Genomic DNA, 20,716 nt, shown 5'->3' on the forward strand with positions numbered 1-20,716 from the left:
ATTATTATCTGCGCATCATCAAGATCATGTGGTTCGACGAACCGGTCGGCGGCTTCGTGCCGATGGCGACCGAACTTCGCGTGGTGCTCGGCGTCTGCGGCGCCTTCGTGCTGTTCTATGTGCTGATCGGCGGGCCGATCGGCACCTATGCCGAAGCCGCCGCCAAGACGTTTTTCTGACGGGATGGCATTTCGGCTGGCTCCAACAGCGGCCTCGGAAGGGTTCCGGCTCGAGGCACATGATACCGTCGGTTCCACTAATGCGCTGGCGCTGGACCATGCGCGGGCGGGAGATCCGGGCAAGCTCTGGGTCGTTTCAAAAAAACAGGAAAGCGGACGTGGCCGGCGCGGCCGGGTCTGGGCGACGCCCGAGGGCAATCTGGCGGCAACGCTGCTGGTGGTCACCAATGCCGAGCTTCGCTTGGCCGCGACACTCGGCTTCGTCGCCGGCCTGGCGCTGGCCGATGCGCTCGACGCCGTCGTGCCGAAGGGCAGGATCGCAATCGGCCTCGACGGCGGCAGCGATGGAAGAAACCGTTTCGAGCTGAAATGGCCGAACGATGTGCTCGCCTCCGGCGCCAAGCTTGCCGGCATCCTGCTGGAAACGGCGATACTCGAAGGCGATCGCTTCGCGGTGGCTGTGGGCATCGGCGTCAATGTTGTGGCTTATCCCAAGGATTTGCCTTATCCGGCGACATCGCTCAGCGCGCTGGGCGCTGCTTGCGATGCCGAGACGTTGTTTCTGGCGCTGTCGGATGCCTGGAGCGAGAATGCGCGGCTGTGGAATGATGGGCGCGGGCTTTCCGCCGTCAGGCGGCGCTGGCTGGCGCGCGCGGCAGGGCTTGGCGGGCAGGTTGCTGTCAGAATTGACGGTAATGTGGTGCGCGGCACGTTCGAGACCATTGACGAGGACTGCCGTTTCGTGATCCGCGACGATAAGGGTTCGGTTCTGACGATCGCCGCCGGCGACGTGCATTTCGGTGCGGTCGCGTCGGCCCAGGTTTGACGGGTCAGGTTTGACGGGCCCCAGTTTTGAAGGGCCTGGCTTGACCGCCAGGAAAGGAAAGATCATGGCGACAGCGGAAAACGCCGAACTCGTCTTCGTGCCGCTCGGCGGCGTCGGCGAGATCGGCATGAACTTCGCTCTCTATGGCTACGGCCCGGTCAATGCGCGCGAATGGATCGTTGTCGATGTCGGGGTCACGTTTCCCGATGCCAGCCTGCCTGGCGTCGACCTGGTGCTGCCCGACACGCGCTTCATCGAGGAGAACGTCGCCAATCTGCGCGGCATCATCATTACGCACGCGCATGAGGACCATTACGGCGCGCTGCTCGATACATGGCCGAAGCTCAAGGCGCCGGTCTGGATGACGCCGTTCGGGGCCGGATTGCTGGAAGCCAAGCGGCAGGGCGAGCAGGGCGCACCGAAGATCCCGGTGACGATCTACCGCGCCGGCGAAAAATTCAGTGTCGGCCCGTTCGAGATCGAGGCCATCCCTGTCGCGCATTCGATCCCCGAACCGATGTCGCTGGCGATCACCTCGCCGGCCGGCACCGTCATCCACACCGGCGACTGGAAGATCGATCCGGCGCCGACGATCGGGCCGATGACCGACGAGGCCCGCTTCCGCGCCTATGGCGACAACGGCGTGCTGGCGCTGATCTGCGATTCCACCAATGCGCTGCGGGAAGGGGAGTCGCCGTCGGAAGTGGCGGTGGGCGAGGGCCTCAAGGGCGTCATCCAGAGCGCCAAGGGCCGTGTCGCGGTCACCACTTTTTCCTCCAATGTCGGGCGCATCGTCTCCATTGCCAAGGCGGCACGCGACGCCGGCCGCCAGTGCCTGGTGCTCGGCCGCTCGCTGAAGCGCGTCATCGATGTTGCCGGCGAGCTCGGCTATATGGACGGGCTGCCCGAATTCATCGCCGAGGAGGATTTTGGGTTCATCCCGCGCGAAAACCTCGTCATCATCTGCACCGGCAGCCAGGGCGAGCCGCTTGCGGCATTGGCAAAACTGTCGCGCGAGGAGATGAAATCGGTGTCGCTGACAGCAGGCGACACGGTGGTGTTTTCCTCGCGCACTATTCCCGGCAACGAGAAGGGTATCCTCGAGATCAAGAACCGGCTGATCGATCTCGGCATCAAGATCATCGAGGACGGCGATGCGCTGGTGCACGTCTCCGGCCATCCGCGCCGCAGCGAATTGCGCAAGATGTATCAATGGGTGCGCCCGCAGATCGGCGTGCCGGTGCATGGCGAGGCGGCGCATCTGGTAGCGCAGGGGTCGCTGATGTCGGTGTCGGGCATCGGCCAGGTGGCGCAGGTCCGCGACGGCGACATGCTGCGGCTCTATCCCGGTGCGGCGACGATCATCGACCAGGTGCCATTCGGCCGTATCTACAAGGACGGCAGGCTAATCGGCACCGACCAGGCGATGGGCATTCGCGACCGGCGCAAGCTGTCCTTTGCTGGCCATGTCGCGGTCAATGTCGTGCTCGACGACAAGTATGAGCTCGCCGGCGATCCCGATCTGGTCGCCATCGGCGTCGCCGAGGCCGACGCCCGCGGCGAGAGCCTGGAAGACCTGATGATCGATGCGGCAATCGGCGCCGTGGACTCCATCCCCCGTCAGCGCCGAAGAGATCTCGACCTCGTGCAGGAGGCAGTGCGCCGCGCCGTCCGCGGCGTCGCCAATGAAGCGTGGGGCAAGAAGCCGCTGGTGACGGTGTTCGTCACGCGGTAACTTTCGGAGCACGCTATGCTCGGACGCCTGAACCATGTCGCGCTTGCTGTGCCGGATCTGGCCGCGGCGACAGCGGCCTATCGCGATACGCTCGGCGCTCAGGTGAGCCCGCCGCAGGCGTTGCCGGAACATGGCGTGACGGTGGTGTTCGTCGATGTCGGCAACACCAAGATCGAATTGCTGGAGCCGCTCGGCGAGGATTCGCCGATCGCAGCATTCCTCGAGAAGAACCCCTCGGGCGGCATGCATCATGTCTGCTACGAGGTCGACGACATTCTTGCCGCGCGTGATCATCTCAAGGCCAGCGGCGCCCGCGTCCTTGGCGACCCCGACCCGAAGATCGGCGCGCATGGCAAGCCGGTGCTGTTCCTGCATCCCAAGGATTTCTTCGGCACGCTGGTCGAACTGGAGCAAGCATGAGCTGGGTTTCGTTTCTCGCCCTGTTCTTCATCACATGGTGGGTAGTGCTGTTCGCCATCCTGCCGTTCAGTCTGAGGACGCAGGACGAGGATGAGGACGTGACGCTGGGCACTGTACCCAGCGCGCCGCGCGGATCGCATATGCTGCGCGCCGTGCTGCGGACGACAATCGTCACGATGGTTCTTCTTGGCATCTTCTATGGCATTACGAGGGGGCTCGGCCTCGGCATCGACGACATCCCGCACATCGTGCCGGATTTTAGCCAGAGACCCGAAAATTAGACCGCCGGGCGCGGCTGGTCACATCTTGCATGCAAGCACCAATCCGGGCTGGAAGCCGATGCAGGTTCCGAACCCGCTGTGCTGGCGCTTGGTAAAGTGGTCTAGCAATTTGTCGTGCTAACCAGATGATTGCACAAAAAAAATGCAAGGCACGAGGCCTTGCAATTTAAACGCGTCCGATCTGTTTCCGGTGTCCGGCGGCAGCGAGTAACCGCGCCTAGATCGCATCCTCCCAAGACTTTGACCGCGTAGGAGGGCAGATTTCTTTCCGCCCTCTCGGTTATCGGGGCACATTAGACCAAGGCGGGTGAAAATGTCACGCAGAATTTTGCCTGGAAATAAGCAATCTCGTGCTGCAGTGCACAATAGTGTGGCAGGCGTTGCTTGCGAAACGACCAGCAAGGCGGATGCGGCACTGCGGCGCCCTTTGCGACACCCGATGGGCGGGTTTCCATTCCGTCATGAAATGGCTATGAAGCCGGGGCAGGCAAGCCTGCGCTGCGCCGATTCCGGTGCGGCAATCCTCTCTCTTACGGACCAGTCCATGCGTTTGTCGCGCTATTTCCTGCCTATCCTTAAAGAAAATCCGCGCGAGGCCGAAATCGTCTCGCACCGGCTGATGCTCCGCGCCGGCATGATCCGCCAGCAGGGGCAAGGCAGTTTTTCCTGGCTGCCGCTCGGCAAAAGGGTGCTGGACAAGGTCTGCCGGATCATTCGCGAGGAGCAGGACCGGGCCGGCGCGCTCGAGATCCTGATGCCGACCATCCAGTTCGCCGAGCTGTGGCGCGAAAGCGGTCGCTATGACGACTATGGCAAGGAGATGTTGCGCATCAAGGACCGGCAAGACCGGGACATGCTCTACGGTCCGACCAACGAGGAGGTGGTCACCGAGATTTTCCGCGCCTACGTGAAGTCCTATAAGGATCTGCCGCTCAATCTCTATCACATCCAGTGGAAATTCCGCGACGAGGTGCGGCCGCGCTTCGGCGTCATGCGCTCGCGCGAGTTTCTGATGAAGGACGCCTATTCCTTCGATCTCGACTTCGAAGGCGCCAAGGCGGCCTACAACAGGATGTTCGTGTCCTATCTCAGGACGTTCACGCGCATGGGGCTGCAGGCAATCCCGATGCGTGCCGACACCGGGCCGATCGGCGGCGACCTCAGCCACGAATTCATCATCCTGGCCGACACCGGCGAGAGCCAGGTTTATTGCCATCGCAACTATCTCGCGCTTGATGTGCCGGGTGCGGACACGGACTTCTCCAACGATGCCGAGATCGGCCAGATCGTCAAGACATGGACGACGCCCTATGCCGCGACCGACGAGATGCACGACGAGGCCGCGTGGGAGAAGGTTGCGAGAAGCGACCGGGTCTCGGCGCGCGGCATCGAGGTCGGCCACATCTTCCATTTCGGCGACAAATATTCGAAGCCGATGGGCGCCAAGGTGACAGGGCCCGACGGCAAGGATCATTTTGCCTCCGGGGGTTCCTACGGCATCGGCCCGACGCGGCTGGTCGCGGCGATCATCGAGGCCAGCCACGACGACAACGGCATCATCTGGCCGGAGGCGGTGGCGCCTTTCGACATTGGCCTGATCAACATGAAGGCCGGCGACGCCGAGTGCGACCGCGTCTGCGACGAACTCCATGCGGCGTTTGTCGCCGTCGGCAAGGATGTGCTCTACGACGACACCAATCAGCGGCCGGGCGGCAAGTTCGCCACCGCCGACCTGATCGGCCTGCCGTGGCAGGTGATCGTCGGGCCGCGCGGCGTGGCGGCCGGCGAGGTCGAAATCAAGAACCGCAGGACCGGCGAGCGCGAGACGCTGCCGATCGTGGACGCGAAGAAGCGCTTCGGTTTTGCCGCATGAGCGAAGCGGCAGTAGCGAAACCCCCGGCCGCGGGACCTTTTTCCGTCTTCGAACGCATGGTCGCGTGGCGCTATCTGCGCTCGCGCCGCAAGGAGACGGTGATCTCCGTCATCGCCTCCATCTCGTTCCTCGGCATCATGCTGGGCGTCGCCACTCTGATCGTCGTGATGGCTGTCATGAATGGGTTTCGCGCCGAGCTCCTGACGCGCATCCTCGGCGTCAATGGCCATCTGATCGTGCAGCCGCTCGACATGCCGCTGGAGGACTATGCGCAGGTCGCCAGCCGCATCAACGGCGTGCCCGGCGTCCAGTACGCCATTCCGCTGATCGACGGGCAGGTTCTGGCGCAAGGCAATATCGGCGGCGGGTCAGGGGCGCTGGTTCGCGGCATACGCGGCGAGGATCTGGTTAAAATTTCGATCGTCGCCAACAATATCAAGCAGGGCTCGATCGCCGGCTTCGACACAAGCGAGGGCGTCGCCATCGGCAGCCGAATGGCCGACAATCTCGGTCTTGTGCTCGGCGACACGATCACGCTGATCGCGCCCGACGGCGATGTCACGCCGCTCGGCACGACACCGCGCATGAAGGGCTACCCGATCACGGCGATCTTCGAAGTCGGCATGTCGGAATATGACAGCTCCATCGTCTATATGCCGTTTTCGGAAGCACAGCTCTATTTCAACATGGATGGCCGAGCTCAGGCGATCGAGATCTATGTCGACAATCCCGACAATGTCGACGCGCTGAAACCGAAGATCGAAGAGGCGTCGCAGCGGCCGATCACCATGGTCGATTGGCGAGAACGCAACAGGACATTCTTCGATGCGCTGCAAGTGGAGCGCAACGTCATGTTCATGATCTTGACGCTGATCGTGCTGGTGGCAGCGCTCAACATCATTTCGGGCCTGATCATGCTGGTAAAGGACAAGGGCCACGACATCGCCATCCTGCGCACCATGGGCGCCACCCGCGGCGCGATCCTGCGCATATTCCTGATGACGGGCGCGGCGATCGGCGTGGTGGGCACCATCGCCGGCGTGCTGCTCGGCGTTGTAATCTGCCTGAACGTCGAGCGAATCCGCCAGTTCTTCTCCTGGCTGGCCGGCGAGAGGATGTTCAATCCCGAGCTCTATTTCCTGAGCCAGCTGCCTGCCCGCATGGATGCCAGCGAGACGATCTCGGTGATCCTGATGGCGCTGGTGCTGTCGTTCCTGGCGACGCTGTTTCCGGCATGGCGCGCGGCCAGGCTCGACCCGGTCGAAGCGCTGAGGTACGAATGATGGCCGAGGCCATTATCGAGCTGAAGAGCGTCGAGCGGCACTATGTCCAGGGGCCGCGCAAGCTCACCATCCTCAACGGCGCCGATTTTTCGCTGAAGCGCGGCGAGATCGTGGCGCTGGTGGCGCCGTCGGGAACCGGCAAATCGACGCTGTTGCACACCGCAGGACTGCTGGAGCGGCCGGACGCCGGCGACGTGATTCTGGCAGGCCGCGCCTGCGGGCGGCTTTCCGACGACGAGCGCACGGCGATCCGCCGAAACGATGTCGGCTTCGTTTATCAGTTCCATCACCTGCTGCCGGAGTTCACGGCGCTGGAAAACATCATGATGCCGCAACTGATAAAAGGGCTGACGCGCAAGGAGGCTGCCGAGCGGTCGGCGCAACTGCTCGACTACATGCAGATCGGCAAGCGCGCGCAGCACCGCCCCTCCGAACTGTCCGGCGGCGAGCAGCAGCGCGTCGCCATTGCGCGTGCCGTCGCCAATGCGCCGCTGGTGCTGCTTGCCGACGAGCCGACCGGCAATCTCGATCCGGTCACCGCCTCCTATGTGTTCGAGGCACTGGGAGCGCTGGTCCGGCAGTCGGGCCTGGCGGCGCTGATCGCCACCCACAACCACGAGCTTGCCTCGCGCATGGACCGTCGCGTTACGCTGGCCGACGGCAAGGTTGTTCCGCTTTAGGGATCTCGCACAGCGCTCCCCTTGTCGACGGCTTCGCTGCGGTCGCAAATGTGCGCCGCGCTGGCGGCAGGCCTGACGCGTCGCTGTCCGCCGCCCGCGCCCGACCGGGGCTTAGCGCGGGCCATGCCGACCGCCATAGAAGATTTCTGACGTCGCACCGATGATTTCCGCCCGTCTGTGTTGTCCTTATCAATGGGCGCGCCTGGATGGTCCAGCGGCCCGGATAGCAAGGTGGTCCATGAGATTGTTACAAGGTCGGAATGTCGTCGTCGTTGGAGGCAGCCGTGGTGTCGGCCGCTCGATCGCAGAAGCCGCCCTCAGCGAGAGAGCGACGGTCATGGCTGTCGCCCGCGGCGAGCCGGCGCTGGCGCAATTTGCCTGGGAAACTCCGGGCGTGAAGACGTTCGCGGTCGACGCAACCGTGGAGTCCGCCCCTGACGAGGTCTTTGCCGCGCTGGAGCCGGACGCCCTGGTGATCTGCGCGGGTGCCCTTGCCCCTTCCGCGCCCCTATATGAACAGAACTGGAAGGCGTTCTCCGCAAACTGGGAGACGGACGTCAAGATATCGTTCCTGTTTTGCAAGGCCGCGCTCCGACGTCCGCTCAAACCGGGCGCCCGGATCATTCTGATCTCCAGTGGCGCAGCCTTGACCGGGGGGCCACCGAATTCCGGCGGCTATGCCGGCGCAAAACGCATGCTGATGTTCCTGGCCGGTCATAGCCAGAAGGAATCGGATCGGCTCGGCCTCGACCTGCGCTTCATGGCGCTTGCGCCTATGCGCATCATGCCAGGGACCGGCGTGGGCGACGCCGGCATCGAGAGCATTTCGGCCTATATGGGCATCCGGCCGATGGAGTTCATCGCGGGCATGCTAGACATGCAAACGCCGGCCGAAGTGGGACGTGCGGTGGTCGCACTCGCCACCCAAAAACCGCAAGGATGTTTCTTCGCAGTGAGCGGTAGCGGGCTTGCGCCGGCGGGCTGAGGCGCGCGTAATGCAAACCGGACTCAAAAATGCCGGATCCGCATGACAGACGCCCAGGCACCTCTCAAGCCGATACGCCAGCCGGGCCAGCCGATCCTGGATCGACTGGCCTTCGAGCAGTTCACGGCGGTCCATCGCCGGGAACTTAAGCTCCATTGCTATCGCATGATGGGTTCGCTGCACGAGGCGGACGACCTCGTCCAGGACACGTTTCTGCGCGCCTGGCGTGCAAGGGCGGAGTTCGACGGGCGGGGTTCGATTCGCGGTTGGCTCTACACAATCGCGACCAACTCTTGCCTCAACGCCCTCAAGGCCAGATCGAGGACGCGTCGCATTCTCCAGCAGCCGGGACGGCCGGCCTTCCACGGACGGGCCACAGACGGGCCTGCAGCCGAGGTCACCTGGTTGGAGCCTTACCCGGATGCGGAGCTGCCAGGCCTCACTGATGGTGAGCCGGGTCCGGAAGCGCGCTACGAGACTCGCGAAGCCGTCCAGCTCGCCTTCGTCGCCGCGATCCAGGACCTGCCACCCAGGCAGCGCGCCGCTCTACTGCTTTCCGACGTGCTGGGATGGTCGGCTGTCGAGACGGCGGGACTGCTGGGTGGATCGACAGCTTCGATCAACAGCGCATTGCAGCGGGCCCGCGCAACCCTCGCGGCGCGATATCCAGAGGGACGTCCCATGCAGCGATCGAAGCCCGGCCGGGAAGAAGGCCTGCTGCTCGAACGTTACATGCAGGCCTGGCAGTCCGCCAATCTCGACAGCCTGATCGAGCTGCTGCGGGAGGACGCCACCTATCGCATGCCGCCCTGGCGGGAATGGTATCAAGGACGCGCGGCGATCCGCGGTTTCCTCGAGACCATCTGGGATAACTTTGCGGGCTTCCGCACCATGGCAACCGGTGCCAATGCCCAGCCGGCAGTCGGTGTCTATTCCCGCAGCCACAATGACCCTGCGTGGCGAGCCCATTCCCTGCATGTGATCGAGCCCGCAGGCGGCGGAATCGCGGCTCTGACGGTCTATGTGCCGCCGCTCGGCCCGAAATTGTTTCCGGCCTTCGGCCTGCCGCCGGCCTGGCGTCATGCCTAGAAGGCCTGGACCTCACATTCGCCAACCGGCCGACCGCGAGCCGCATTTTCCGGCAGGCGGTCACGGTGGGCTCTCAACGTTTCCTTAACCTTGCCGAACTGAGCGCCGGAATTGCGCGGCCGCTCGGATTGCGGCCGTTGACATTTGAACAAAATTAGAACAAAATACGAACATACTGAAAACAGGAGAGTGTTATGGCCGGTCTTGTTCAGGATGTCGTGTCACTGGTGTGCATGAGCACGTTTCTCATTTCCATGGCGATCTGGATCGGAGCGATGTGAGGCAGCGCTGAAAGACGTGCTCAAACGCTGACGTTCTTCACGGGGTGGGGCAGCCGTCGCAGCTCGGTGGTTCAGTGCTGCTTTGTCAGCCGGCCTTGCGGGCCGCTTCGACAAGCAAAGGTGCCGCGGGTCCGAAGATGTCCTCGAAGGCGGATTTCAGCGCGAGATCGAGGTCGGCCATCGCCAAGGGAAGGCCGAGGTCGACTAGGCTGGTGACGCCGTGATCCTGCACGCCGCACGGCACGATGCCGCTAAAGTGGCTGAGATCCGGCTCGACATTGATGGCGATGCCGTGAAAGCTCACCCAGCGCCTCAGCCTGATGCCGATGGCGGCGATCTTGTCCTCGGCCGGCGAGCCGTCGGGTCGGACCGGGCGATCCGGCCGCACCACCCAGACGCCGACGCGGTCCTCGCGCCGTTCGCCGCGCACGTTGAAGGTGGCGAGCGTGCCGATGATCCATTGTTCGAGCGCCGCGACGAAGGCGCGGACATCCTCGCGCCGCCGCTTCAGGTCGAGCATCACATAAGCGACGCGCTGGCCTGGCCCATGATAGGTGTATTCGCCGCCGCGCGCGGCCGCGAATACCGGAAAACGGTCCGGCTCGATCAGGTCAGCGATGCGGGCGCTGGTGCCGGCGGTGTAGAGCGGCGGGTGCTCGACCAGCCAGACCATCTCGCCGGCGGCGCCGCTTCGGATCGCTTCGGCACGCGCCTCCATGACGGCAAGCGCATCCGGATAGGCGGTGAGGCCGGGTTCGATCCGCCATTCGACCGGTGCCGAACCGGGCAGGGGCAGGAACGACGTGGCGATCTGGCTGCGTTCTGTCATGGCGTGTCTCGTGTCGCCTCACATATGGCGGCAATCGGCTGAAACGTCCAGTTCCGAGCGCGTTCCACCCCTTTGGAGCGTTATGCCGAATCCCGGGCAATTATTGCGCGACGCGCCCTTGTTTCGCCGGAAACGATTTGCTACACGCCGCGAGCCGGTTCGTTTCGGCTCCTACCACGTGCGGTCGTGGCGGAATTGGTAGACGCGCAGCGTTGAGGTCGCTGTGGGGCAACCCGTGGAAGTTCGAGTCTTCTCGACCGCACCAGCTTTATCCAATAAGCTGTTATTTTATTACGCAATTTTCTTTTTCACTACAGCTCTTCCCAAGTCTGTTTGTGCAAGCTGAAACACTGTGCGAACCTGCGGCTGGTTGGGCGCGGAATGCCGCGCGCTAAGCGCATGGTTGAGCCATCATCAAATGCCAGCTGCTTCAAAGACCCGAACCGTGTCGCGAAGCGGGCCATTGGGAATCCTCGGCAAAAAATGCGCTTTTCACGCAAGCTCACGCGGCTATCTATTGATGTGATGCGCGGCAAATAGTCCGCTGGTTGCATTATCTCGGGGCTTGTTTGCGGATGCGACATTCCAGCCGCATAAGCAAATAGTCGACTTCTTGTCTGGCCGCCGCCGACAACGCACTGCCCGGCTTGCGCTGGGCGTCGGACGCGATGGCACCGCGCTTCATCATCACATATTTGCGTACCGCAAGTCCCACACCGGGTTGCTGCTCATAGCGCAGGTAGGGCAGGTGGGCGTCGAAAAGATCGTGCGCCTTGTCGCGCTCGCCGGCGACAGACAATTTCACCACGTCGACGAGCATATCGGGGAAGGCATATCCGGTCATCGCGCCGTCGGCGCCGCGCTCCATCTCGAAGTCGAGGAAGAGGCCGCCATTGCCGGTCAGGATGGACAGCGGCCGCAGTGAGCCGTCCTTCTGAAAGCCGCGCAGCGCGCTGATCTTCTCCAGGCCCGGCCAGTCCTCGTGCTTGAGCATGAAGCAGGCCGGATTGTCGGTGACGATGCGGCGGATGACGGCCGGGGTCATGACGACCGAGAGGGTCAGCGGATAGTCCTGCAGGACGAAAGGAACATCCTCGCCGACCGCTTCGGATGCGTTGCGGAAATAGGTGACGATCTGGTCATCGGTGCGCAGCGCCGGCGGCGGCGCAATCATCACGCCTTGCGCGCCAACCTCGATCGAGGCGCGCGCAAGGCTGCGCATGGCGGCGAAGCCAGGGGCGGAGACGCCGACGATGACCGGCAGCCTGGTGCGCGCCACGATGCGCTTGACGATCTCGAGCGATTCGCCGGCGTCGAGCTTTGGGGCCTCGCCCATGATGCCGAGGATTGTCATCCCATCGACGCCGCAGCGCTCGTAGAAATCGACCATCGAATCAAGTGATTCCCAGTCGATCTTGCCATCCGCCTCGAACGGCGTCGGGGCAATGGTGTAGACACCTTTGGTGTCAGGACCGATGGCCATGAGATCCTCCTAAATTCAGCTTTCAGTCATAGCGCAGGACCGACGGTCCGATCCAACCCGGCAGTTGGTCCGGACTGGCGGGGCGCGAAGTAACCGCATGGTAAGCCTGCTTCGCTATCACATTGATAATGCCATCGATGGCTATTTGCATCTCGGTAAATTAGTATGTCGTTAACTATAGGGATAAGGGACTACAGTCCATCGACAAGATGGTCGTTGCGCCTTGCCTTGTTTATGGCAACTTACGTGGCAGGCGCGTCTGCACTAAGTCCGCAGTCTTTCTTCCACTTAATTCTAGTTTATGCTCAGAAATTCACCGTCGGTATTCCGATCTTGTTTATCAGTGGGGTCTGTTCTGCTGCGCTTATTTACGGCCGAGCAGAGCCAACTCGCTACGTCGTAGATTTGGTTCGAGGGCGCTGGCGTGCCTGTTTACTGGTTCTGCTGTTCTTCTTCGCGAGCTTGACCGCGTACTCTACCTATAAGATGGCCATCCCGTCCGTCGTTCCATTCTATGCGGACAACTGGTTAGCCGATCTGGATGAATGGCTGCACGGGACTGCGCCTTGGGAACTCACGCACAGGCTCGACAGCAATACGTGGTCGATCGTCGTCTTCAACAGCTATGAGGTGATTTGGTTTTTCCAATGGTTCGGCACCATGCTTTTCGTGTCTCTCTGGTCGGACAAGATTGGCCGCATCCGCTACCTCTGGGCAGCAGCGCTGACGTTATGCATCCTCGGCACCATCTTGGCCTCGGCGCTGGCGTCGGTCGGGCCGATCTACTACCACCAGTTTGTTGGCGAGGACCGCTTCAGCGGACTCAAGGTCGCCATGGACGGTCTCGACTATAGCCACATGGTACGGGAGCCCGCCGCATATCTTCTGACGGCTTACCAGAGCGGCCGGCCAGACCTTGGCGGCGGCATCTCGGCCATGCCAAGCATGCACGTCGCCTTTGCCACACTGAATGCCTATCTGCTTTCTTCCCTCAATATCTGCCTCGGTATTCTCGGTTGGATATTCGCAGCCCTAATAATGTACGGTTCGGTATATACCGGATGGCACTATGCTGTTGACGGCTACGTCTCTATCATTGTGGTGTCGGTGATCTGGTGGGTAACCGGACGCCAGCCAGCGCAAATTGAGACACAGTTTGCGATACGCCAACCCATAGAAGGTTAGGTGTGCGACGCCTGACAATGTCAGCCAGGGGCAACAGCGCTGGTTAATTTATTGGCCGCGCCAGCAATTGCAGACGCCCCACAGCGACGGCGAGGGTAAAACCCCTGGAAAAGAGAAGGTCTTGGCCGATCCCGGGAATGGCTTTGCTAAAATGAAGATCCAGCTTTAACCTTCTGCAGCGCATTTCCAGGTCGAAAACCGGGTTTGATCCTCTATCTGTCCGGTAACGCCGCACGGAACGGAGCCAGCGTCATGAGTGACAGCCAGGTCAAGGTAAGGATTGCGGGAGGGAACACCATTCGAAGCCTGCATGCCGACCTGCCAGTCAACGCCACGTTCCATATCTGGCTTAAGGCGGCCAAGCCGGACGTTCCGGGCTCGCTGTCTTTTTCCAATGTCCGTGGCAAGTTCGGCGAGGTGAGCGTTACGAACGCCGAAGAGTATGAATTCAGAATTTTTCACGTCTTCGGCGGTGGCAGTGTCGAACTCGACTACGACGCGGATCAGACCTCGGTATCGGTCGCCTACTGGTTCGCATTGGCCGACGTGCTGGAGACAGGCATTACAGTTATCCACACCAATCCGGGAAATGCCCCGCCGAACATTCCTGACAGCTATCATTTTCGCCCGCCGTTCGGCTGGATGAACGATCCAAACGGATTCGGCCGGTTTGGAGGTCGCCCACATCTCTTCTACCAGCATTATTCCCATGGGCTTCGGTGGAACACGATGCACTGGGGGCACGCCGTATCTTCCGACTATCTGCGATGGCGTCACATGCCCATCTTCCTGTTCCCGTCGGAAGATCTTACCGCAAGGCCCGACAAACGGGGCGGTGCGTATTCCGGCTCAGCCATCCCGCTTGCCGATGGCCCGGGTATTCGCGTCTTTTTCACCGAGCAGGTACAGGACCGTATCCCGGAACAGCAGATCCAGCTCACTGCCACTTCCAGCGACCTCATTACGGCTGGAAATGCCGACGTCATCCTGCCCTACCGCCCCCTTGACGAGGGATTGACCACCGATTTTCGTGACCCATACGTCTTCAAGGGACCGGATGGCCGTTGGAGAATGCTGCTGGGCAGCCAGAGCGATGAGGGCGGCGTTGTCTTGCTCTACGAAACCCACGACCATACGGCCGCCACCGGCTGGACATATATCGGCAAGCTTCTGGTCGAGAAACACTATCGGACGACGGCGATCGAATGTCCCTGTCTGCTGCCGCTCGACGGGCCTGCGACCGATCCCGCGACGCGCTGGGTTCTAATTCTCGGCCTGATGAATAGTGAGGACCAGTCCACCCGGCGCAAGAATCTGACAATGGCCATTGTCGGCTGGTTCGATGGTCAGACCTTTTCCAAGGAATTCGAACAGGAACTGGACTTCGGGACGGATAACTACGCCTTCCAGGCCTTCGTCGACGGTGATGCCATTGTCGGTATTGGATGGCTTGCCAACTGGGCCGATACCGGACCAGCGATCGATTTCCCCACAGCCATGACGTTGCCTCGCAACATCCATTTGTCTGCAGGCGAGTTGCATACCCCGCCCATCGGAGCAGCCGAGAGCCTGCGGAGCCATATTCTGGACCGAACGCGCCTTGCAGCCGGAGAGCAGGTAAGCTTTATCAACGGCTCCGTCGAAATCTTGTTCGAGTTGGAAAAGCCGGGTGCACATTTCCGCTTGAAGCTCCATCATCCAACTGTTCGCCTCGAGGTTGTCGTCGACGACGAGGGACTTGCCATTTGTCATGAAGACGGGGGCGCAGCTCAGTCTCCTCACTATATCGCCAAGGGAGCCCGTCCAAGACGGCTGCGGATATTCCTCGACTACGGATCGATCGAGGTCTTCGCGGATCACGGTCGTTGGGCTGGCACGAAGCGGATCAGCGGTTTTGAGCCGGTACAATCGGCACGTCTCATCGCCGAAACGGGCGCAGTTCTACACGCGACGGTATGGGCGCTCAAACCGTGACAAGGAGATCAATATTTCCAGTTTAGGATCGGGCGTCGTCAAACACCGACCAATGAACGAGGCCTTCGACGACGCCAAAGGCAAACTGTTCTTTCGCGCTGTAAATCAGCGGGTTGTCGCGAGCCATGTCAAGCAGTTCGGGTAGGGCATTGGCGACGACAATCCCGCGCGCACCCGGCAGGCCGAACATACTGCGATCGTTGTTGGTGTCGCCGGCGACCACCACCTCATCCAGGCCGATGCTGAGTTCATTGCAGAGCCAGGCCAGCGCCTGGCCCTTGTCTGCCGAACGCGGCAGGATATCGAGATCGCGTCCGCTGGAATAGATCATCGTCACTGACAGGCCGGCCTCGGCCAGAGCGCGCTCGATGCTGGCAAGGGCTTCCGGACTTGCTTCGTGCAGGTACCAACTCGATTTGAAGGCGTGTTGATAGCCATCGGGTTGGCGAACGGTGTCTTCGAGCGCTCCGAGCACCGCATCGACTTTCTCAAGAGACCAGCCTTCCGAAAACCTCTGGGTAAAGTGCCTCAGATCAGTAAAGTGTGCGAGGCGCGAGGTGTGCCGCGGACCGGCGAGCATTGTGCCGACACCGCCGATCACGTAGTCCGGCGCTGGCAGGCCGACTTCGTCGACGAAGTTCAAAATATCGTCGGCCAGACGACCGCTGTTGTAGACGAGAACCGGCCGGTGCTCGGGGTCGATCGCTTCCCATTTGGAACGGAAGCGTGATGTCGCCGGCGCGTCGCCTGCCAGAGTCCCGTCGAGGTCACTCGATAGAAGCGCGATCGGTTTCAATCGCCGTCGTTCCACGGCTCATCCCAATCATGGTCGTCGACCGCCTTCAGCACCGGACGTCCTTCGACAAGGCTGACAAGCTGCTGCGCGATACCTGTCCAGGTGAACAGGCTGCGCGCCTTGTGCGCGCCCATGCGACCCAGTCGGCCGTAGAGGCGCTGGTGCTTCATAGGCTTGACGATCGTGATGCCGAGATCTTCCTTGTCGAACGGATCACCGAACAGCGCGTGCCGGCCATAGCTGATCCCGCGATAGAGGCCGCCATGGATTGTAACCACGGTGGGCGTTCCGCAGGCCATTGCCTCGATCGCGGTCATGCCGAACGGCTCGTAGCGGCTCGACAGGACGAACATGTCCGCCGCCCGATACGTGTCGGCCAGATCCTCGTCGGCAACATATCCAGAGAAGACGACACGATCCTGCAAGCCTAGCTGTTCAACCTGTTCCTTGAGCTGGTTGAGGATCTTCTGTTCCTGCTCGTCCATGTTCTCGCCGCCGACAGCAAGTCTCAGGACCGCATCCGGCACACGCGGCGCCACCACGGAAAACGCATCGATCAGCAGGTCGTAGCCCTTGTTAGTGGCGAGCCGGCCGAGCGCCAGGATCGTTCGCCCTTCGAAGCCGAGCCGATGGCGGATCAGCCGGCGAGACGCCTCGCTGACGGGGAAGAACCGGTTGTCGTCGTAACCGGGCGGGATCATGTGCACGCGGTCGCGCTCGAGACTGTAGTCCTCGACCAGCATATCCAACTGCGGCGGCGTTGTTGCAATCACCATGGCACAGCTTCGATAGATGATGGTCTCGTGCTTTATGCGCTCGGTGAAATTAAACTCGGCCTCGAATGTATCGGCCTTGTCCGGGTAGTCCGTCTTCATCTGGCGCTGCTTCCATATGCCGAGCGAATGCGGCGTATGGATGTGCGGGATATTGAGAGCTTCCGACAGTCGCTGCCCCGCCACGCCCGCATCCCAGTAGTGACTGTTGATGAAGTCGTAGGAGAGGTTTTCCCTGCGAATCAGGCGCAACGCGTTTTCACACCACTCGAGAAGGTGGCGGTGGAGGTATTCCTTCGGAATAAAATCGGGTCCGCCGCAGGCGACACGCAGGACACGAACCCCGTCTGCCACTTCATCGATAGGAGGCTGGTCTTCAAATCGCCGCGTCCAGATATCGACGGCATAGCCCAATTGGGCCAGCTTTTTGGCAAGTTCCAGGACGTAGACCACCTGTCCGCCGGTATCGGCCGCGCCGAGTGGTGGGTTGGCAGCTACGTAGCCGTGGGTTGAAATGAGTGCAATTCGAGGTGTCGCCGCATCCGAGTTGACGTCCGGCATCTGTATCCTTCTCTACGATTCTGCACGCCCGCAGTCGAAAGCGTGCGCCAATTCACAACTATAGGGATTCCACCACCCATCCGCAAATTCCGAGCACGCGCTCAGGTCAGCGCAATTGACGCGATGGTAAGGCGAACCGGCTCTGTTGCATGTTTCGGTCACCGAGTGGCCTCAAACAGCGTTAGACGGTTGTCCGAGGATTTATGGTGTCCAAAGGCCGCCATTTCGATCGCTCTGTCGTCCTTTGCGCCCGTTAGTCTCTGGCCTCAGGAGCTGAGCCTACGCCTCCTTGAGGAGATGGCCGAGTGCGGCATCAACGTCCATCCCTCAACGGTTGCGCGTGGCTTCGCTCGCCGGTGAGGAAGGGTGGATTTCGTTTGATATTCCCGCGCATTGCGCAATAGAGCTGCGGAGCCTCAGGTCGAATCGTGCCGCCGCTCTATCTTTGTGTTTCAGCATCGGATTTCCCAAAACCGGTTTCCACTTCTGGGTCCGATGCTCTAGACCTGACAGGCACCTTTTCCGGAATTCTGATGGCGGGAGGCGCTGGTGGAAGGCCAGGACGAACAGACGACCGGCGCCAGGGCCGCTGAGGACAGCCACGCCGACATTTATGGCGAGGACGGCGCCATTCTGTCTTCGTTCCTTGCCGCGATCGGTGCAGCGATCGCCGATCGCGACACGCTGACGCTGAAGCGTGAAGTCGACGACCTGCACCAATCGGAACTTGGCGATCTGCTCGAGGCGCTTCATCCCGAACAGCGCCGCGCGCTGGTCGACTTGTTGGGCGCCGATTTCGACTTTTCCGCGCTGACCGAGGTCGACGAGGCGATCCGCCGCGACATCGTCGACAGCCTGCCCAACGCGCAGATTGCCCAGGGGGTGCAGGATCTCGATTCCGACGACGCGGTCTATATTCTCGAGGATCTCGAAAAGGAAGACCAGGACGAAATCCTGTCGCAACTGCCGTTCACCGAGCGGATCAGGCTGCGCCGCTCGCTCGACTATCCCGAAGAGACCGCCGGCCGCCGCATGCAGACGGAGTTCGTCGCGGTGCCGCCGTTCTGGACGATCGGCCAGACCATCGACTACATGCGCGAGGACAACAACCTTCCCGACCGCTTCAGCCAGATCTTCGTCATTGATCCGAGCTTCAAGCTGCTCGGCGCCATCGATCTCGACCAGATTCTGCGCACCAAGCGCTCGATCAAGGTCGAAGAGGTCATGCATGAGACCAGGCACGCCATTCCGGCCACGATGGACCAGGAAGAGGCGGCGCGCGAATTCGAACAATACGACCTTCTCTCCGCCGCCGTCGTTGACGAGAACGAGCGGCTGGTCGGCGTGCTGACCATTGACGACGTGGTCGACGTCATCCAGCAGGAAGCCGAGGAGGATCTGCTGCGCATGGGCGGTGTCGGCGACGAAGAGCTGTCGGATAGCATTCTTTCGACCTCGCGCTCCCGGGTTCCGTGGCTGCTCGTCAACCTGCTGACGGCGTTCCTGGCGGCCTCGGTGATCGGCCTGTTCGACCGCACGATCGAGCACATCGTGGCGCTGGCCGTGCTGATGCCGATCGTCGCGGGCATGGGCGGCAATGCCGGCTCGCAGACCATGACGGTCACGGTGCGGGCGCTGGCAACCAGGGACCTCGACATCTACAATGCCGGCCGCATCATCCGCCGCGAGATGGGGGTGGGCTTCATCAACGGCATCATCTTCGCCATCCTGATCGGCATCGTCGCGGCCGCCTGGTTCCGCGATCCCAATTTGGGCGGCATCATCGCAGCGGCGATGATCATCAACATGTTCGTCGCCGCACTTGCCGGCATCCTGATCCCGCTGCTGCTCGACCGGTTCAAGATCGACCCGGCCGTGGCCTCGGCGGTTTTCGTCACGACGGTCACCGACGTCGTCGGCTTCTTTGCCTTCCTCGGCCTCGCCACATGGTGGTTCGGCGTGCGCTGAGCGAACGTGCGGTTATGCCTTCAATTGACTTTTACGTAAATGCCATGCGATTTTGGAAGTGCCTGTCGGCCGATTCTGACGCGCGTCTGGACGATAGCGAGGCCGCATGGTTGGAACTCGCAGCGCGGCTGGGCATTTGGAGTGACGATGCGGGAATATTATTCGATCACCGAACTGACCCGCGAATTCGATATTTCGACGCGGACGCTGCGCTTCTACGAGGACGAGGGGCTGGTGCAGCCGATACGTCGCGGCCGTACGCGGCTGTTTCGCCCGTCGGACCGGCACCTCATCCGCCAGATCATGCGCGGCAAGAGACTCGGCTTTTCGATCAATGAAATCCGCGAAATCATCCAGATGTATAAGGAGCCGCCCGGGGAGGTCGGTCAGCTCAACCTGATGATCAAACGCATTGAGGAAAAGCGCGAGGATCTGCGCCAGAAGCGCCGGGACCTCGAAGAGACCTTGGCCGAACTCGACCAGGCCGAGGAATCCTGCGTCGAGCGATTGGTGGAGCTCGGCGTCAACACCTGACCGGCCCTTTCGATAATTCTACTCTGAAAGACCTTGCTGCACGTCTCAAATCCAGCGTCGCACCTTTTTCGCGTAGTCCCGGTATTTCTTGCCGAATTTCGTCGTCAGCACTTTTTCCTCGCCCTCAATCGCCATTTTCTGCGTTGCGAAGGCGGCGATGATCGCCAGCGGCAGGAACCATACGATCCCGGAGACAAGGGCCACGCCGATCAGCAGCAGTGTGTTGGCCAGATATATTGGGTTGCGGCTGACAGCAAAGGGGCCTGATGTCACCAGATGATCCGGCACGGCGTTTGGGTGGAGCGTCGTCTTTGCCCGAATCATGGTGCGGATCGCCGTGAACCAGAGTGCGACGACGCCGAACAATGCCACCCAGCCGGCCGCGAACAGGATGTCGCCGAGCAGGCCGCCGATCCATGGCAGCGGGTAGAGCAAGCCAAGCCCGATGCTGACGGCGATGGCCGCGACATAGATCAGCGGCGGCCAAGGTATAAACCCCGGTTTAGGTTGCCCCGGTTTCTGTTGATGGTCGGTCATTGTGCTCCTCCCTCCATCAAAGTGCTGTCGGCTTTGGCAGTGCAGGCGCCGGCGAGCTCGTTGAGATGTGCCTTCCATTCCGCAGCCTGGTCGTTGCGGTAGAGCCGATCAAGCGTGGCCTCGCCCTCGAGTGTATCGAGCATGCACACACAATAGCTGGAGCAGAACTCCGTGTCGCGCGATTGCTCGCACGATGTCTGGCATTCTTTCAGGAAGGTGACCTGCCTGGTCTCGACCGGTGCCGGCACCACTTGCGAAAGCAGCCAGACCGAGCCGATCAGCACCGGCTGGTGGATCAGATAGAAGGCGAGGCTGTGCCGGCCGATAAAGACCAGCAGATTTGTCCAGCGGCCGGGCGTCAGGCCCGCCAGCCGCGTCAGCAAGCCGGAAGTGAAGGCGAGTTTTGCCGCCGCGATGCCCACAAGCACGGCGCCGAACCATGGA

General features: G+C 61.6%; 19 protein-coding genes, 1 tRNA gene and 1 pseudogene. 15 read left to right on the forward strand and 6 right to left on the reverse strand.

What is annotated here, in order from left to right:
- The 10 genes and pseudogenes from EOA86_RS01055 to EOA86_RS01100 all read left to right on the forward strand — a co-directional run.
- A pseudogene (locus EOA86_RS01055) lies at positions 1-179 on the forward strand (NADH-quinone oxidoreductase subunit N); the annotation flags it as partial.
- Between the two features lie 4 nt (positions 180-183).
- Positions 184-1,005 carry a biotin--[acetyl-CoA-carboxylase] ligase gene (locus tag EOA86_RS01060; RefSeq protein WP_065012299.1) on the forward strand — a complete coding sequence of 274 codons (822 nt, stop codon included), beginning with the start codon at positions 184-186 and terminating at the stop codon, positions 1,003-1,005.
- 64 nt (positions 1,006-1,069) lie between these two features.
- A complete protein-coding gene (locus EOA86_RS01065; RefSeq protein ID WP_128340464.1) occupies positions 1,070-2,740 on the forward strand; it encodes a ribonuclease J in 1,671 nt (556 codons plus the stop codon).
- Between the two features lie 15 nt (positions 2,741-2,755).
- A complete protein-coding gene (gene mce / locus EOA86_RS01070) occupies positions 2,756-3,160 on the forward strand; it encodes a methylmalonyl-CoA epimerase (protein WP_127210795.1) in 405 nt (134 codons plus the stop codon).
- Positions 3,157-3,441, forward strand: a complete 285-nt coding sequence (locus EOA86_RS01075; RefSeq protein ID WP_029352035.1) for a DUF1467 family protein — start codon at positions 3,157-3,159, stop codon at positions 3,439-3,441. The genes mce and EOA86_RS01075 overlap by 4 nt, the downstream gene beginning before the upstream one ends.
- A gap of 544 nt (positions 3,442-3,985) precedes the next feature.
- Positions 3,986-5,314 carry a proline--tRNA ligase gene (gene proS / locus EOA86_RS01080; RefSeq protein ID WP_128340465.1) on the forward strand — a complete coding sequence of 443 codons (1,329 nt, stop codon included), beginning with the start codon at positions 3,986-3,988 and terminating at the stop codon, positions 5,312-5,314.
- On the forward strand, positions 5,311-6,597 hold the full coding sequence (locus tag EOA86_RS01085; RefSeq protein ID WP_128340466.1) for a lipoprotein-releasing ABC transporter permease subunit: 1,287 nt from the start codon (positions 5,311-5,313) through the stop codon (positions 6,595-6,597). The genes proS and EOA86_RS01085 overlap by 4 nt, the downstream gene beginning before the upstream one ends.
- The gene (locus EOA86_RS01090) at positions 6,594-7,277 is read left to right on the forward strand and encodes an ABC transporter ATP-binding protein (RefSeq protein ID WP_174654574.1); all 684 of its coding nucleotides are present in this window, start codon (positions 6,594-6,596) and stop codon (positions 7,275-7,277) included. The genes EOA86_RS01085 and EOA86_RS01090 overlap by 4 nt, the downstream gene beginning before the upstream one ends.
- Positions 7,278-7,515: 238 nt before the next feature.
- Complete coding sequence (locus EOA86_RS01095; RefSeq protein ID WP_128340467.1) at positions 7,516-8,262, forward strand: SDR family oxidoreductase; 747 nt, start codon at positions 7,516-7,518, stop codon at positions 8,260-8,262.
- Positions 8,263-8,304: 42 nt separating this feature from the next.
- Positions 8,305-9,351, forward strand: coding sequence for an RNA polymerase subunit sigma-70 (locus tag EOA86_RS01100; protein ID WP_128340468.1), 1,047 nt, complete (start codon positions 8,305-8,307; stop codon positions 9,349-9,351).
- 366 nt (positions 9,352-9,717) lie between these two features.
- Here the strand turns inward: EOA86_RS01100 and lipB are convergent, their stop codons facing one another.
- The gene (gene lipB, locus EOA86_RS01105) at positions 9,718-10,461 is read right to left on the reverse strand and encodes a lipoyl(octanoyl) transferase LipB (RefSeq protein WP_128340469.1); all 744 of its coding nucleotides are present in this window, start codon (positions 10,459-10,461) and stop codon (positions 9,718-9,720) included.
- Between the two features lie 180 nt (positions 10,462-10,641).
- Here lipB and EOA86_RS01110 point away from each other — a divergent pair.
- Positions 10,642-10,726, forward strand: a tRNA-Leu gene (locus EOA86_RS01110).
- Between the two features lie 288 nt (positions 10,727-11,014).
- Here EOA86_RS01110 and EOA86_RS01115 read toward each other — a convergent pair.
- On the reverse strand, positions 11,015-11,944 hold the full coding sequence (locus EOA86_RS01115) for a dihydrodipicolinate synthase family protein (RefSeq protein WP_128340470.1): 930 nt from the start codon (positions 11,942-11,944) through the stop codon (positions 11,015-11,017).
- A gap of 216 nt (positions 11,945-12,160) precedes the next feature.
- Between EOA86_RS01115 and EOA86_RS01120 the strand changes: the two genes are divergently transcribed.
- Positions 12,161-13,129, forward strand: coding sequence for a phosphatase PAP2 family protein (locus EOA86_RS01120; protein ID WP_245497072.1), 969 nt, complete (start codon positions 12,161-12,163; stop codon positions 13,127-13,129).
- A 252-nt stretch (positions 13,130-13,381) separates the two neighbouring features.
- Positions 13,382-15,103 carry a GH32 C-terminal domain-containing protein gene (locus tag EOA86_RS01125; protein ID WP_128340472.1) on the forward strand — a complete coding sequence of 574 codons (1,722 nt, stop codon included), beginning with the start codon at positions 13,382-13,384 and terminating at the stop codon, positions 15,101-15,103.
- Positions 15,104-15,125: 22 nt separating this feature from the next.
- On the opposite strand, the gene EOA86_RS01130 is transcribed toward EOA86_RS01125, so the two are convergent.
- Together EOA86_RS01130 and EOA86_RS01135 are read right to left on the reverse strand one after the other, a co-directional pair.
- The gene (locus EOA86_RS01130; protein ID WP_348633312.1) at positions 15,126-15,914 is read right to left on the reverse strand and encodes an HAD-IIB family hydrolase; all 789 of its coding nucleotides are present in this window, start codon (positions 15,912-15,914) and stop codon (positions 15,126-15,128) included.
- A complete protein-coding gene (locus tag EOA86_RS01135) occupies positions 15,896-17,233 on the reverse strand; it encodes a glycosyltransferase family 1 protein (protein WP_127211236.1) in 1,338 nt (445 codons plus the stop codon). Before EOA86_RS01135 ends, EOA86_RS01130 begins: the two co-directional genes overlap by 19 nt.
- 549 nt (positions 17,234-17,782) lie before the next feature.
- On the opposite strand from EOA86_RS01135, the gene mgtE reads away from it, so the two are divergent.
- Both mgtE and EOA86_RS01145 read left to right on the forward strand, forming a co-directional pair.
- Positions 17,783-19,201, forward strand: a complete 1,419-nt coding sequence (gene mgtE, locus EOA86_RS01140; RefSeq protein WP_029352017.1) for a magnesium transporter — start codon at positions 17,783-17,785, stop codon at positions 19,199-19,201.
- A gap of 147 nt (positions 19,202-19,348) precedes the next feature.
- Complete coding sequence (locus EOA86_RS01145) at positions 19,349-19,735, forward strand: MerR family DNA-binding transcriptional regulator (protein WP_128340474.1); 387 nt, start codon at positions 19,349-19,351, stop codon at positions 19,733-19,735.
- 45 nt (positions 19,736-19,780) lie between these two features.
- Here the strand turns inward: EOA86_RS01145 and EOA86_RS01150 are convergent, their stop codons facing one another.
- Both EOA86_RS01150 and EOA86_RS01155 read right to left on the reverse strand, forming a co-directional pair.
- The gene (locus EOA86_RS01150) at positions 19,781-20,272 is read right to left on the reverse strand and encodes an isoprenylcysteine carboxylmethyltransferase family protein (protein WP_065012285.1); all 492 of its coding nucleotides are present in this window, start codon (positions 20,270-20,272) and stop codon (positions 19,781-19,783) included.
- Positions 20,269-20,716 (reverse strand): heparan-alpha-glucosaminide N-acetyltransferase domain-containing protein (locus EOA86_RS01155; RefSeq protein ID WP_128340475.1); only part of this gene is annotated, 448 nt, incomplete at its 5' end. The genes EOA86_RS01150 and EOA86_RS01155, both read right to left, overlap by 4 nt.

The organism is Mesorhizobium sp. M5C.F.Ca.IN.020.32.2.1, assembly GCF_004023105.1.
GTDB lineage: Bacteria > Pseudomonadota > Alphaproteobacteria > Rhizobiales > Rhizobiaceae > Mesorhizobium > Mesorhizobium wenxiniae.